Below are 14,614 nucleotides of genomic sequence, written 5' to 3'. Positions count from 1 at the left end.
GACTTGAGCAATTGCCGATGCTTCCACTCCGCCACGCCCAAACCCGTTTTCTCGCATTCATCCTAACTAGCTGGCTACTGATTTTTTTTCTGACGCGCAGCCTTTTGCTTATCACTCATTGGTCTGAAGCCAGCGCTGGACTTGCCGATATTCTGCATTTGTATGCAATCGGTGCTGTTTATGATCTGTCGTTCCTGCTCTACGCTGCGCTGCCGCTTGCTCTGTATCTGACTCTGTGCCCGGAGAAGCTGTGGTGCAGTCATGGCCACCGTCGCTTTCTGAGCGTGCTGACTAGCATGAGTCTTTTTACCATGCTGTTTGTCGCTACAGCCGAATGGATTTTCTGGGATGAGTTCGGCGTTCGCTTCAATTTCATCGCCGTAGATTATTTGGTGTACTCAAAGGAAGTACTGAGCAACATCGTCGAGTCCTACCCGATTTTCCGCCTGCTGGGCATGCTGGCTATCATTTCCATCTTCGCCACGCTGGTTTTTCGCCAGACCTTGGCAAACTACTACGTCCTGCCACTATTACCGATACGCAAGCGCTTGGCAGGGCTGCTTACCCTGATTATTTCTGCCAGCATTAACCTAGCAGTGGTCGGCCAGGACTTTCCGATTAGTGCGGGTGGCAACGTCTATCAGCGAGAGCTTGCCGGTAATGGCCCATTCCAGTTTTTTGCCGCGTTCCGAAACAACGAACTCGACTATCGGCAGTTTTACGCGAGTTTGCCAGACGCTGAAGTCGGAGCGCAGTTGCGTGCTGAAGTTGCCGAGCCAAATGCCCATTTTGTTAGCGAGAACCCGCTCGATATTCGTCGAAGGATCGACAATCCTGGCAATGCGGTGCATCACAACATTATTCTGGTCACCATCGAAAGCCTCAGCGCAAAATATCTCGGCAGTTTCGGAGACAGCCGTGGCCTGACCCCCAATCTCGACGCTCTCCGCCAACAAAGCCTATTCTTTAATAACTTCCATGCCACCGGAACCCGAACTGACCGTGGTCTGGAAGCTATCACTCTATCGGTGCCACCGACGCCGGGACGTTCCATTGTCAAACGACTTGGGCGTGAGAGTGGCTATGCCAGCCTCGGGAAGCAACTTGCCAGCAAAGGCTACGATGCAGTTTTCGTGTATGGCGGCCGCGGGTATTTCGACAACATGAACGCATTTTTCAGCGGTAACGGTTATCGCATCGTCGACCAGAGCAATGTACCAGAAAGGGAAATGTCATTTCAGAATGCTTGGGGGATGGCCGATGAGGATCTCTACCTACAGGCGATCAAGCTGGCCGACCAGAATCATGCTGAAGGCAAGCCATTCTTACTGCAGTTGATGACGACATCAAATCATCGTCCCTACACCTATCCCGAGGGACGTATCGACATAGCTTCCGGCTCAGGACGAGAAGGAGCGGTCAAATACACTGACTACGCCATCGGAAAATTTCTCGAACAAGCGAGGAGCAAGCCTTGGTTCGATAACACCATTTTCATTTTTGTCGCTGACCATACCGCTGGTAGCGCCGGTTACGAGGACTTGCCTGTCAATAGTTATCACATCCCGCTATTTTTCTACGCGCCGAGCTTAATCGCCGCGCGAGAGGTCGCGACGCTGGGCAGTCAGATCGACCTAGCGCCTACCCTGCTTGGCTTACTCAACATCGATTATGAGTCCACATTTTTCGGTCGTAATCTGTTGCTCGATCCGAAGCGGCCTGGCCGCGCACTGATCGGCAATTATCAACATCTTGGCCTCTACGATGGTCGTGACCTGTCAATCCTCAGTCCACGCCGCTTGCTGCGCCATCGCTACGATGCCCTCGAAACCAGCGAAGAACGCGATGTCACGGTTGCTGACCCGCTGGCTCGTCGCAACATCGCTTACTTTCAGGGAGCCAGCCACGCCTTTCGTGAAGGGCTTCTGTCTTGGCAACCTTCGGCGAAAAAATCCCGTGATGGCGCTAACTAATAATCCGCAAACCATCATGCAAAAATCGCTAGTACTCCCTTTCAAACGCTGGTTGGCATTGACATTCAGTCTAATGGTCTTGTTGCTGGTGCTAGATCCCGTACAACTCGACTTTCATGTTGCCGGGTTGTTATATGTCCCAGGCCAGGGGTTTATCGGTGAGCACAATGTTTTTTTGGAAACTGTGCTCCATAGGCAAGCAAAATATATCGTTATGGCATTTTTTGTGCTGACCATTATTTGCTTCTTTGCATCGTGGAAAGTTGTGAGATTGCGTCCTTGGCGGCGACAACTGGGATACATCGCGCTAGCAATGGGGGTATCGACAGCGATTATCCCGCCACTGAAAGCTCTAACCGAAATTCAGTGCCCCAAGGATTTGGTCGTCTTCGGCGGTGGCGAAGCGTTTGTGCCGCTGCTTGGCCCGCTTCCAGGAATTACACGCTCTGGCCGCTGTTGGCCTGGCGGGCATGCTGCGACAGGCTTTTCTCTATTAGCCCTATACTTCGCCCTGCGCGAGCGCCACCCACGTTTTGCTCGAGTGAGTATGGTCTTTGCTCTAGCTTTTGGTGGCGTCCTCTCGCTGGGCCGCATGTTACAAGGTGCGCACTTTCTATCCCACAACCTTTGGACGCTGTTGATCGATTGGACTATTTGCCTAGTGTTGTCCCGTGTTTTTCTCGATCGATACCAAGCCATAGGAACTGAAGCGACTTCTTACGGGAGCCTGACCCGGCTCGATTACTCTTCGGGCAAGCGGTAGCGCTGCTCGCGGTACAGCCAGGCTGGCAGCAGCGCGTGCGCCAGCGCGCGCCGGGCCAGTGCCTCGCCGTCGGCGGGCGGTGCCTCGGCGGCGCTCAGGTGTTTCGTCTGGCGGTCGTAGTGGGCGAAGGCGGGTTCCTTTTCCGGGCGCAGGACGACGACCTGCTTGCCTTCCATCCAGCCGTAGTTCTGTTCGTACTGCATCACCGCCCGGCCCGGCAGGTCGTCGGCTTCGCGGGTCAGGTCGCGGCCGGGCATCGGATGTTTGGCATCAACGCCCATCAGCGACAGCAGCGTCGGCGCCAGGTCGATCTGGCTGGCGACGGTCCTGACCCGCTTTGGCTTGAGGTCGGCACCGAGGATCAGCCCGGGGATATGGAAACGCTCGACCGGCACCATGCTGTCGCCGCGCACGCGGATGTCGTGGTCGGCAACGACGACGAACAGGGTGTCCTGCCAGTAGGGGCTGGCCTTGGCCTTGACCATGAACTCGCCGAGTGCGTGGTCGGTGTATTTGACAGCGTTGTTGTCGGTCGCCTTCGGTTGCTCGTAGAGCTCGATGCGGCCATCGGGGAAATCGAAGGGCGAATGGTTGGTCGAAGTGAACACCAGCGTGAAGCTGGGCTGGCCTTCGGCGTGCTTGGCGCTCAGGCGTTCGTGCGTCTTGTCGAACAGGTCTTCGTCGGAGACCCCCCAGCCGGCGACGAACTTCGGGTTCTTGTAGTCCTTCTGTTCGGTGATGTGAGTGAAACCGTTGCCGGTGAAGAAGCCGCGCATGTTGTCGAAATGCGCTTCGCCACCGTAGATGAACTCGGATTCGTAGCCGTGTTGGCCGAGGGTGGAAGCCAGCGTCGAGAAATTTCGCTGGGCCAGCGACAGCTTGACCACGGCCTGCGCCGGCGTCGGCAGAAAGCCCGTGGTGACCGCCTCGATACCGCGGATCGAGCGTGTGCCGGTGGCGTAGAGCTGCTCGAACCACCAGCCTTCGTGCTTGAGTCTTTCCAGGTTGGGCGTTACCGGCACACCGCCCAGCGATTCGACGAAGGTTGCGCCCAGGCTTTCCTCGAGGATGATCACCAGATTCAGCGGCTTGGCTCGGCGCACCGTCGCCTTCTGGTCGACCAGGGTCGGGATTTCCGCATCGTCGACCAGCGGATGCGGGGTACCGAAGCTGGCGCGGGCCTGACGGAATTCGGCGAGGATGTCGGCGGCTTCCATCTTGCCGTAGATGTCGCTGGAATTGGCTTCGTGCTGCATGCCGTAGATCGCGTGCGTGACCGACCAGGCGGAGTTGAGAATCAGCGTATTGACCATCGGGTCGGCGGTCAGTGCGAACATTGCCGGGTTGGCTGCGCGGTGCTGCAGCGTCGAACGGATGGCCAGTGCGCAGATCAGGAACAGGATCGGCCAGGTCAGCCAGAGTTTCCAGCCCGACCAGGGGGCTTCGCGTCGCTGCCAATTGCGCATCACCCGCCAGGCGGACCAGCCGGCGAGGCCGGTGACCAGCAGTCCGCCGACCAGGTGCAGGCGGAAGCCGTTCCACAGCATGGCAACAACCTCGTTGGGATACTTCAGGTATTCGACGAACAGCCGGTTCGGCCGGCTGTCGTATTCACTGATGAAGGCCGGTGAGGCAATTTCCAGCAAGGCCAAGGCGGCGATCGCCAGTGTGATCCAGACGATGTTCAGGCGCCGCCAGGCCGGCCACAGGCGCTCGCCGGCGAGCAAGGGGGCGAGCAGCAGCAATGGCAGGGCGAGCAACGAAAGCTGGATGATGTCGACGCGGATGCCCTGCAGCAGCATGGTCGGCCAGATGCCGGTGGCGGCGACGCGCTCCGATTGCCAGAACATCAGCGCGGCGCGCGACAGCGTCAGCATGGGCAGGCCGATCAGGAAAAGCATGGCGATCCCGGCGTAAGGGCCGGATAGGTCAATGCCCTGCCAAAAGCAAGATAATTTTGAGGCGTTAGAACGTTTCGTTACGTTTTGCTGCATGGAAAATTTCTGTATAGAAAATCAGCCTGAGTAAGGATTAGAAAACCGCGTAATTGCTGCTCTGAAATACAACTTCATCAGAGAAATTTGGCCTATTCCCGGGACCGATCTCCGCATAATCCGAGATAGCGTGCTTCTCCTTGGATTGCTTCTGTGCGTCACCTGCTGGAGCAACGAAGGGACGGTGCAACTCACTATAATTTTCGCGTTCAGGGCAATGGCCCATTCCGATGGTTACAGGCACGGGGACGAGGTTTTAGTAGATGTACTTTTGGGGGAAAACCAACAATCAACGTTATTTGGGCTAGGAATAACGCGGCAGCTTCACCAGATTGTTTTTGGTAATGTTAATTGGCTGAACGTGACTATTCTGTCAAAAAAGATGTGAAAAAAACGTCAAGGCGGCAATAGAGCCCAGCATTTCGTAGTGCCGTGATAGCTAGCGCAGCATCCAACTAGACCTGCGTGAGAAGGCACGCAGGCCGGTGAATACAGGCATTCCTAAACGTCTGCTTCACCAAACGATCAATTTCCACTTCGGGTCGGGGCCGGCTAAAGTCAGTAGCGCCAAATCGACATTGATCACCATCTATGTCTGAACGGCGGTTTTCTGGCGCATTTCCGCCCGAGTCTGGTCACATGCTCAACGGCAGCAATGGCCGAGAAGGAGATGCTCAGCTTTCAAGTTGAACGGCTGGTTTGCTCAGAAACCGGCCCTTGGATCAGCGTGGCGGCGAACGTCGCCTTTGGGTTACGGTTGCGCTTGCGCTTGCGTGCTTAGAGCTTGGCTCAGAATCCTCAAGTTCAAACAAAATCGCCCAGACCGAAGTCCGGGCGAAGTATTACGGTTAACAAACTAAAACCCCTGTGGATACTCACTCACGCACAAATATGTGCATTTTTTCTCCACATAGCGCTGGTCGTCAGGGGGTTTTTCTTTGTCTGCTGCGGTCGACCGCAGCAATCAGCGTTTTTGCGTCAGGCGCTTTTCTGGTTCTGCGCATCCATGCGCGCCAGCGCCTCGCGGCCGGACAGCAGATGGTCGTGCATCTCCCGTTCGGCCTTGGCGGCATCGCCGGAGAGCATGCTGGCAAGAATTGCCCGGTGCTCGTCCAGCGACTGCTGCAGGCGTCCTTCCAGAGAAAGCGAGTGCAGGCGCGACAGCTTCAGCACCTTGCGCAGGTCCTGGATGACCGAGAGCAGCCAGCGGTTGCCGGACAGTTCCTGGATTTTCTTGTGGAATTCCTGATTGGCCTCGAAAAAGGCATCGATGCGCCCATCGCGGGAGGCGGATTCCAGTTTTTCGTGGATTGCCTTCAGTGCAGCCAGGTCGGCCGTCTTGGCGCGTTTTACTGCCTCGAAGGCGCAGCGGCCTTCGAGCATGGCCATCAAGGGGAAGATGTCGTCGAGGTCGCGGCGGGAAATTTCCGTGACGTAGCAACCACGACGTGGCTTGAGTTCGACCAGTCCCTCGGAAGCCAGGACTTTCAGTGCTTCACGCAGCGGCGTACGCGAAATGCCATATTGTTCGGCGAGCTTCTGCTCGTCGATCCACATGCCTGGCGTCAGTTCGTGGGCGAAGATGCGTTGTCGCAGTCGTTCGGCGACTTCCTGGTAGAGCGCGGTGGGTGCAATACGGTTCATTGTGATGATGTGGTCTCGGCGGGCAGATCGGTGCGTTGCCGACTTGCTTCCATAATTATGGATACAGTATTATGTGGGGCTAGCTATGTCAAGCCGGGTGCGAAAGCGTAGAATTTTGAATTCTGCATCATCGGCCCGAAAAAATCGAATCGGCGAGAGGTGTTTCATGTCTGAAAAGTTCTTTGATTCCAATAACCTGGATGTCTGGGAAAAGGTTGCGGCCAAACAGTCCCCGGGTGGCGATGTCAATAATCTGGTCTGGAATACCCCGGAAGGCCTTGCGGTCAAGGCCTTGTACACGAAAAAGGACGTCGAAAGTCTCGAGTTCGCCGACACGCTGCCGGGCGTTGCGCCCTATCTGCGTGGCCCGCAACCGACGATGTACGCGGTCAAGCCGTGGACCATCCGTCAGTACGCCGGCTTCTCCACCGCCGAAGCTTCCAATGCCTTCTATCGCAAGGCACTGGCCGCCGGTGGTCAGGGCGTTTCCGTGGCTTTCGACCTGGCGACGCACCGCGGCTATGATTCCGACAATGCCCGGGTGACCGGCGACGTCGGCAAGGCCGGCGTGGCGATCGATTCGGTTGAGGACATGAAGATCCTGTTCGACAGCATTCCGCTCGACAAGGTCTCAGTGTCGATGACGATGAATGGCGCCGTGCTGCCCATCCTCGCCGGCTACATCGTTGCTGCCGAGGAACAGGGCGTCAGCCAGGACAAGCTGTCCGGCACCATCCAGAACGACATCCTCAAAGAATTCATGGTGCGGAACACCTATATCTATCCGCCCAAGCCGTCGATGAAGATCATCGCCGACATCTTCGGCTACACCGCGCAGCACATGCCGAAGTTCAACTCGATCTCGATTTCCGGCTATCACATCCAGGAAGCAGGCGCCAACCAGGCAATCGAACTGGCCTTCACGCTGGCCGACGGCATGGAATACGTGCGCACCGGCATCGCTTCCGGCATGGATGTGGATACCTTTGCCGGCCGTCTGTCCTTCTTCTGGGCTGTCGGCATGAACTTCTATCTGGAAATCGCCAAGATGCGCGCCGCGCGCCTGCTGTGGCACCGCATCATGACCAAGTTCGAGGCCAAGAGCCCGAAGTCGATGATGCTGCGCACGCACAGCCAGACTTCCGGCTGGTCGCTGACCGAGCAGGACCCGTACAACAACGTCGTCCGTACCACCATCGAAGCGATGGCCGCCGTCTTCGGTGGCACCCAGTCGCTGCACACCAACGCGCTCGACGAAGCGATCGCGCTGCCGACCGAGTTTTCGTCGCGCATCGCCCGAAACACGCAGCTGATCATCCAGGAAGAAACCCACATCACCAATGTCGTCGACCCGTGGGCCGGTTCCTACATGATGGAAAAGCTGACCCAGGACATGGCCGACAAGGCGTGGAGCATCATCGAGGAAATCGAGGCGATGGGCGGCATGACCAAGGCCGTCGAATCCGGCTGGGCGAAGATGCAGGTCGAAACCTGCGCTGCCGACAAGCAGGCGCGCATCGACTCCGGCAAGGACGTCATCGTCGGCGTGAACAAGTACAAGCTGGCCAAGGAAGACGTGATCGACATCCTCGATATCGACAACCATGCCGTGCGTGACTCGCAGATCGCCCGCCTCAAGCAGATCCGCGCGACGCGCGATTCTGCTGCGGTCGACGCTGCTTTGACCGCATTAACCAAGGCTGCCGAAACCGGTGATGGCAACCTGCTCGACCTGACCGTCAAGGCCATGCGTCTGCGCGCCACGGTCGGTGAAGTGTCGGATGCGCTGGAAAAGGTCTTCGGCCGTTTCCGCGCCAACAACCAGACCATTTCGGGTGTCTACGGAGGTGTCGTGGAAGGTCAGGAAAGCTGGGAACAGATCAAGGCCGATGTCGCCAAATTCGCCGAAGAAGAAGGCCGTCGTCCGCGTATCATGATCGCCAAGCTCGGTCAGGATGGTCATGACCGCGGTGCCAAGGTGGTGGCCACCGCCTACGCCGACCTCGGCTTCGATATCGACATGGGGCCCTTGTTCCAGACGCCGGAAGAAGCTGCCCGTCAGGCCATCGAAAACGACGTGCACGCCGTTGGTGTGTCGTCGCTGGCGGCCGGTCACAAGACCCTGCTGCCGCAACTGGTGCAGGCGCTGAAGGCGCAGGGCGGTGACGACATCATCGTCTTCGCCGGTGGCGTGATTCCGGCGCAGGACTACGATTACCTGTTCAATGCCGGTGCCAAGGCCGTTTTCGGTCCGGGAACCCGGATCGAGGATTCGGCCGTCAAGGTGCTCGAAGAAATCCGCAAGGCCCGCGTTTAAACCCGGATGAAACTGGACGAAGCGCCCGTGCGAGCCAATCTCCTGTCCGCTGCCGATCAGTCCCTGGTCGACGGTGTGCTGGCCGGCCAGCGTCGTTCGTTGGCCAAGGCGATCACGCTGATCGAGTCGACCCGCGGCGATCACCAGCAGCGCGCGCAGCTGGTGCTGAACGCGCTGTTGCCGAGTACCGGCAAGGCGATCCGCATCGGCATCTCCGGTGTGCCCGGTGCTGGCAAGTCGACCTTCATCGAGGCGCTGGGCGTCTGGCTGATCGAACAGGGCAAGAAACTGGCGGTGCTGGCGGTCGATCCGTCGTCGTCGGTATCCGGCGGTTCCATCCTCGGCGACAAGACGCGGATGGAGTTGTTGAGCCAGCGCGAGGAAGCCTTCATCCGCCCGAGCCCGTCGTCCGGTTCGCTCGGCGGCGTTGCCGAGAAGTCGCGCGAAGCCATGCTGCTGTGCGAAGCGGCCGGCTACGATGTGATCATCATCGAGACCGTCGGTGTCGGTCAGTCGGAAACGACCGTCGCCGGCATGGTCGACATGTTCTGCCTGCTGCAACTGCCGAATGCCGGCGACGATTTGCAGGCGATCAAGAAAGGCATTGTCGAGATCGCCGACATGGTGGTCATCAACAAGGCCGACATCGACAAGCAGGCAACTGCCGTCGTCCGTGCCCAGTGGCGCAACGCGCTGCACATGCTGCGCCCGGCGTCGCCCAACTGGTCGCCGCCGGTGATCGCGCTGTCAGCCTTGCACAAGCAGGGCATCGTCGAGTTCTGGGCCGAGGTCGAGAAATACCAGGCGGCCTTGAAGCCGACCGGCGAATTCGCCGCCAAGCGCCAGCATCAGGCGCTGAGCTGGATGTGGCAATTGATCGATTCCGGCTTGCGCCAGCATTTCCGTCATCACCCGCGTGTGCAGGAAAACCTGCCCGCCTACACCCGATCGGTCGAAGCGGGCCATACGACGCCGGCTGCCGCCGCGTATGCCCTGCTCGACTATTTGAAACACTAATCACCCGTTCCACAAAGGGAGTTTTCTATGCATGACATCATCCGCCAGCTGGAAAAAAAGCGCGAAATGGCCCGCCTCGGCGGTGGCCAGAAGCGCATCGACAGCCAGCACAAGAAGGGCAAGCTGACCGCCCGTGAGCGCATCGAACTGCTGCTCGATCCGGGTTCCTTCGAAGAATGGGACATGTTCAAGGAACACCGTTGTGTCGATTTCGGCATGGATCAGGCCGAAAAGACCCCGGGTGATGGCGTCGTCATCGGCTATGGCACGATCAACGGCCGTCTGGTGTTCGTTTTCTCGCAGGACTTCACCGTCTTCGGCGGCTCGCTGTCGGAAACCCATGCCGAGAAGATCTGCAAGGTCATGGACCAGGCGATGAAAGTCGGTGCGCCGGTGATCGGCCTCAACGATTCGGGCGGCGCCCGCATCCAGGAAGGTGTTGCCTCCCTCGGCGGCTATGCCGACGTGTTCCAGCGTAACGTCATGGCTTCCGGTGTCGTGCCGCAGATCTCGATGATCATGGGCCCCTGCGCCGGTGGTGCGGTCTACTCGCCGTCGATGACCGATTTCATCTTCATGGTGAAAGACTCCTCCTACATGTTTGTGACCGGTCCGGAAGTCGTCAAGACCGTTACCCATGAAGACGTGACCGCCGAAGAGCTGGGCGGCGCCGTGACGCACACGACCAAGTCCGGCGTTGCCGACCTGGCTTTCGAGAACGACGTCGAAGCGCTGTCGATGCTGCGACGCTTCATGAATTTCGTGCCGTCGAACAACAAGGAAAAGCCGCCGGTCACGCCGACCAACGACCCGGTCGACCGTTTCGACTATTCGCTCGACACCTTGGTGCCGGACAACGCGAACAAGCCGTACGACATGAAGGAATTGATCATCAAGGTCGTCGATGACAATGACTTCTTCGAACTGCAGGCCGATTACGCCAAGAACATCATCATCGGTTTCGGCCGCATGGACGGCCATCCGGTCGGCATCGTCGCCAACCAGCCGCTGGTGCTGGCCGGCTGCCTGGACATCAAGTCGTCGATCAAGGCCGCCCGCTTCGTCCGTTTCTGCGACGCCTTCAACATCCCGGTCGTGACCTTCGTCGACGTCCCGGGCTTCATGCCGGGCACCACGCAGGAATACGGTGGCATCATCAAGCACGGTGCCAAGCTGCTCTACGCCTACGCCGAGTGCACCGTACCCAAGGTCACCATCATCACCCGCAAGGCCTACGGCGGTGCCTACGACGTGATGTCGTCGAAGCACCTGCGCGGCGACGTGAATCTCGCCTGGCCGTCCGCTGAAATCGCCGTGATGGGCCCGAAGGGTGCGGTCGAGATCATCTTCCGCGAAGAAAAGAACGATCCAGCCAAGCTCGCCCAACGCGAAGCCGAGTACAAGGAAAAGTTCGCCAATCCGTTCGTCGCCGGCGCCCGTGGCTTTATCGACGACGTCATCATGCCGCACGCCACGCGCAAGCGGATTGCCCGCTCGCTGGCCATGCTGCGTGACAAGAAACTCGAAAACCCGTGGCGCAAGCACGGCAACATTCCTCTGTAAGCGTCAGGGAGAAAAAGGAACATGTTCAAGAAAATTCTGATTGCCAACCGTGGCGAGATTGCCTGCCGCGTCATCAAGACCGCCCGCAAGATGGGCATCAAGACCGTCGCCGTCTATTCCGAAGCCGACAAGGATGCGTTGTTCGTCGATCTCGCTGACGAAGCCGTCTGCATTGGTCCGGCGGCCTCGAAAGAGTCCTACCTGGTTGCCGACAAGATCATCGCCGCCTGCAAGCAGACCGGCGCCGAGGCGGTTCACCCGGGTTACGGCTTCCTGTCCGAGAATGCTGAATTCTCGCGTCGTCTGGAAGAAGAAGGCATCAAGTTCATCGGTCCGAAGCACTACTCCATCGCCAAGATGGGCGACAAGATCGAATCGAAGAAGCTGGCCATCGAAGCCAAGGTCAATACCATTCCGGGTTACAACGATGCCATCGCCGGCCCGGACGAAGCCGTCAAGATCGCCCAGAGCATCGGCTACCCGGTGATGATCAAGGCTTCCGCCGGTGGCGGCGGCAAGGGTCTGCGCGTTGCCTACAACGATGCCGAAGCACATGAAGGCTTCTCGTCCTGCGTCAACGAAGCCCGCAACTCCTTTGGCGACGATCGGGTCTTCATCGAAAAGTACGTGCTCGAGCCGCGTCACATCGAAATCCAGCTGCTCGGCGACAGCCATGGCAACTATGTCTACCTGAACGAGCGTGACTGCTCGATCCAGCGTCGTCACCAGAAGGTCATCGAAGAGGCGCCGAGCCCCTTCGTCGATGCCGAGATGCGCAAGGCGATGGGCGAACAGGCCGTGGCCCTGGCTCGTGCGGTGAATTACGAGTCGGCCGGTACGGTCGAGTTCGTCGTCTCCGGTGCAACCAAGGAGTTCTACTTCCTGGAAATGAACACCCGTCTGCAGGTCGAACATCCGGTCACCGAACTGATCACCGGCCTCGATCTGGTCGAGCAGATGATCCGCGTCGCCTACGGCGAGAAGCTGCCGCTGACCCAGGCCGACGTCAAGATCAACGGCTGGTCGATGGAATGCCGGATCAACGCCGAAGACCCGTTCCGCGGCTTCCTGCCGTCGACCGGTCGTCTGGTCAAGTTCCTGCCGCCGGCTGAAACCAGCGACGCCCAGGGCACGACCCGTGTCGATACCGGTGTTTACGACGGTGGCGAAATCTCGATGTTCTACGACTCGATGATTGCCAAGCTGATCGTGCACGGCAAGGACCGCAACGCGGCGATTGCCCGCATGCGTGACGCACTGAACGCCTTCGTCATCCGCGGCATTTCCTCGAACATCCCGTTCCAGGCTGCGCTGATGCAGCATCCGGTCTTCCATTCGGGCATCTTCGACACCGGCTTCATCCCCAGGCACTACCCGAACGGTTTCGATGCCTCGATGGTGCCGCACGACGATCCGGCCCTGCTGGTGTCTGTTGCTGCCTACGTCTATCGCGCCTTCACCGACCGCTCGGCATCGATCAGCGGCCAGTTGCAGGGCCATGAGCGTATTGTCGGCGACCAGTGGATGGTTGTCCGCCTGAACGGTGCCGAGAAGGAAAACCACGCGGTGACGGCACGGCCGATCCCGGGTGGCTACCATGTCGAGTACAACGGTCAGACGTACGAAATCCTTTCCGACTGGAAGCTGGGCGAATCGCTGTTCGTCGGTACCTGCAACGGTCAGGAATTCACGCTGCAGGTCGAGCGTCACAAGACCAAGTACTCGCTGTTCCACTGGGGAACGCGTGCCGACTTCATGGTCATGAGCGCCCGTGCTGCCGAACTGCTGGCACTGATGCCGGAGAAGCCGGCACCCGACCTGTCGAAGTTCCTGCTGTCGCCGATGCCGGGCCTGCTGCGCGATGTGGCGGTACAGGTTGGTCAGGAAGTGAAGGCCGGCGAGAAGCTGGCGGTCATCGAAGCGATGAAGATGGAGAACATCCTCAAGGCCGAGCAGGATTGCAAGGTCAAGAAGATCTCCGCTGCCGTCGGCGAAAGCCTGTCGGTCGACCAGATCATCATCGAGTTCGAATAAACTCGCTGCTGCGGTCAACCAGTCAAAAAGGCCTGTTTTCGAACAGGCCTTTTTTTCGGAAAGTGAATATGAGCGGTTTTGAACATTACGCGCAGGAACTTGCTGACCTCGATCACGAGATTCGCAAGTACGCGCTGATCTGTGGTGTCGATCTGGCCAACCGCCATGAAGTCGAGGCCTGTCTGCGCGACCATCACGATGCCTGGCAGGACGACAAGGCGCGTGAGTCGTTGCAGGGCCTGCTGGTGCTGCGGATCAAGGTGGAAACCGAAATGATCGAGCAGGGGATGACGCCACCCCCGCTCGTGGCACCGGCCGGCTGAGGATCAGCCGTCGGCGTTGATCCGGGTGATCAGTGCCTGCAGCGCAACGCCGGCCTGGTCGTTGGCGACCTGACAGGTGCCGGCGGCTTCGTGGCCGCCGCCGCCGTATTGCAGCATCAGTTCGCCGACATTGGTCTTGCTGCTGCGGTCGAGGATCGATTTGCCGGTGGCGAAAACGGTGTTCTGCTTCTGCACGCCCCACATCACGTGGATGGAAATGTTGGTTTGCGGGAACAGGGCGTAGATGGTGAAGCGGTTGGTTGCGTAGATCGTTTCCTCGTCGCGCAGGTCGAGGACGACCAGGTTGCCGTGGACGGTGGCGCAGCGCAGGATCTGCTCGCGCGCCTTGGCCGAATGCTCGAAGTACAGGTCGACGCGTTCGCGCACATCCGGCAGCGACAGGATGTCTTCGATGCCGTGATTCCGGCAGTACTTGATCAGGTCCATCATCAGGGTGTAATTGCTGATGCGGAATTCACGGAAGCGGCCGAGACCGGTGCGTGCGTCCATCAGGTAGTTGAGCAGTACCCAGTCGGCCGGTTCGAGGATTTCCTCGCGCGAGAACTGCGCGGCATCGGCCTTGTCGACGGCTTCCATCATCGCGTCGCTGATGTTCGGGAAGGCTGCCTTGCCGCCGTAGTAGTCATAGACCACGCGGGCAGCCGAGGGGGCTTCCGGGTGAATGATGTGGTTCTTGCGCTCGCCGGTGTTGCGGATGGTTTCCGACAGGTGATGGTCAAAGGCGAGGTGGGCTGCAGCGACGTAAGGCAGGTTGGTGGTGATGTCGCGGCTGGTGATGTCCACCTTGCCGTCCTGCATGTCCTTCGGGTGGACGAACTTGATGTCGTCGATCAGGTCCAGTTCGTTCAGCAGAACGGCACAGACGAGGCCGTCGAAGTCGCTGCGGGTGACGAGGCGGAATTTTTCCTGGGGCATGCGAGGGTCTCCAGATGGTTAGGCGGTAAGTAATAGCTGCAAGCATACCG

The 14,614-nt window shown here is 58.8% G+C and carries 10 protein-coding genes; 7 read left to right on the top strand and 3 right to left on the bottom strand.

The annotated features are described in order from the left end of the window. The first annotated feature begins 17 nt into the window (after positions 1-17). Positions 18-1,973, top strand: coding sequence for an LTA synthase family protein (locus BJN45_RS13125; protein ID WP_076095934.1), 1,956 nt, complete (start codon positions 18-20; stop codon positions 1,971-1,973). Beyond that, the gene (locus BJN45_RS13120) at positions 1,960-2,736 is read left to right on the top strand and encodes a phosphatase PAP2 family protein (RefSeq protein WP_240494574.1); all 777 of its coding nucleotides are present in this window, start codon (positions 1,960-1,962) and stop codon (positions 2,734-2,736) included. The genes BJN45_RS13125 and BJN45_RS13120 overlap by 14 nt, the downstream gene beginning before the upstream one ends. On the opposite strand, the gene BJN45_RS13115 is transcribed toward BJN45_RS13120, so the two are convergent. Beyond that, a complete protein-coding gene (locus BJN45_RS13115; protein WP_205750590.1) occupies positions 2,715-4,637 on the bottom strand; it encodes an LTA synthase family protein in 1,923 nt (640 codons plus the stop codon). The two genes, BJN45_RS13120 and BJN45_RS13115, sit on opposite strands and share 22 nt — an antisense overlap. A 1,071-nt stretch (positions 4,638-5,708) precedes the next feature. Beyond that, positions 5,709-6,380: a GntR family transcriptional regulator gene (locus BJN45_RS13105; protein WP_088179072.1), complete on the bottom strand. Its 672-nt coding sequence runs from the start codon at positions 6,378-6,380 to the stop codon at positions 5,709-5,711. A gap of 160 nt (positions 6,381-6,540) precedes the next feature. On the opposite strand from BJN45_RS13105, the gene scpA reads away from it, so the two are divergent. The 5 genes from scpA (at position 6,541) to BJN45_RS13080 (ending at position 13,628) form a co-directional block, all read left to right on the top strand. Further along, positions 6,541-8,691: a methylmalonyl-CoA mutase gene (scpA, locus tag BJN45_RS13100; protein ID WP_076095926.1), complete on the top strand. Its 2,151-nt coding sequence runs from the start codon at positions 6,541-6,543 to the stop codon at positions 8,689-8,691. 27 nt (positions 8,692-8,718) lie between these two features. Then, positions 8,719-9,708 carry a methylmalonyl Co-A mutase-associated GTPase MeaB gene (gene meaB, locus BJN45_RS13095; protein ID WP_430793430.1) on the top strand — a complete coding sequence of 330 codons (990 nt, stop codon included), beginning with the start codon at positions 8,719-8,721 and terminating at the stop codon, positions 9,706-9,708. A gap of 27 nt (positions 9,709-9,735) precedes the next feature. Then, a complete protein-coding gene (locus tag BJN45_RS13090) occupies positions 9,736-11,271 on the top strand; it encodes an acyl-CoA carboxylase subunit beta (RefSeq protein WP_076095921.1) in 1,536 nt (511 codons plus the stop codon). A gap of 21 nt (positions 11,272-11,292) precedes the next feature. Continuing rightward, positions 11,293-13,305, top strand: coding sequence for an acetyl-CoA carboxylase biotin carboxylase subunit (locus BJN45_RS13085; protein ID WP_076095918.1), 2,013 nt, complete (start codon positions 11,293-11,295; stop codon positions 13,303-13,305). A 68-nt stretch (positions 13,306-13,373) separates the two neighbouring features. Beyond that, the gene (locus BJN45_RS13080; RefSeq protein ID WP_076095916.1) at positions 13,374-13,628 is read left to right on the top strand and encodes a hypothetical protein; all 255 of its coding nucleotides are present in this window, start codon (positions 13,374-13,376) and stop codon (positions 13,626-13,628) included. 3 nt (positions 13,629-13,631) lie between these two features. On the opposite strand, the gene BJN45_RS13075 is transcribed toward BJN45_RS13080, so the two are convergent. Beyond that, a complete protein-coding gene (locus BJN45_RS13075; protein WP_076095914.1) occupies positions 13,632-14,564 on the bottom strand; it encodes an exopolyphosphatase in 933 nt (310 codons plus the stop codon). Positions 14,565-14,614: the final 50 nt, after the last annotated feature.

Source organism: Azonexus hydrophilus, from assembly GCF_001956855.1.
GTDB classification, from domain to species: Bacteria; Pseudomonadota; Gammaproteobacteria; order Burkholderiales; family Rhodocyclaceae; genus Azonexus; species Azonexus hydrophilus_A.
Note: the sequence above shows the minus strand (reverse complement) of the source record. Positions and strands in the feature narration are given on the sequence as shown.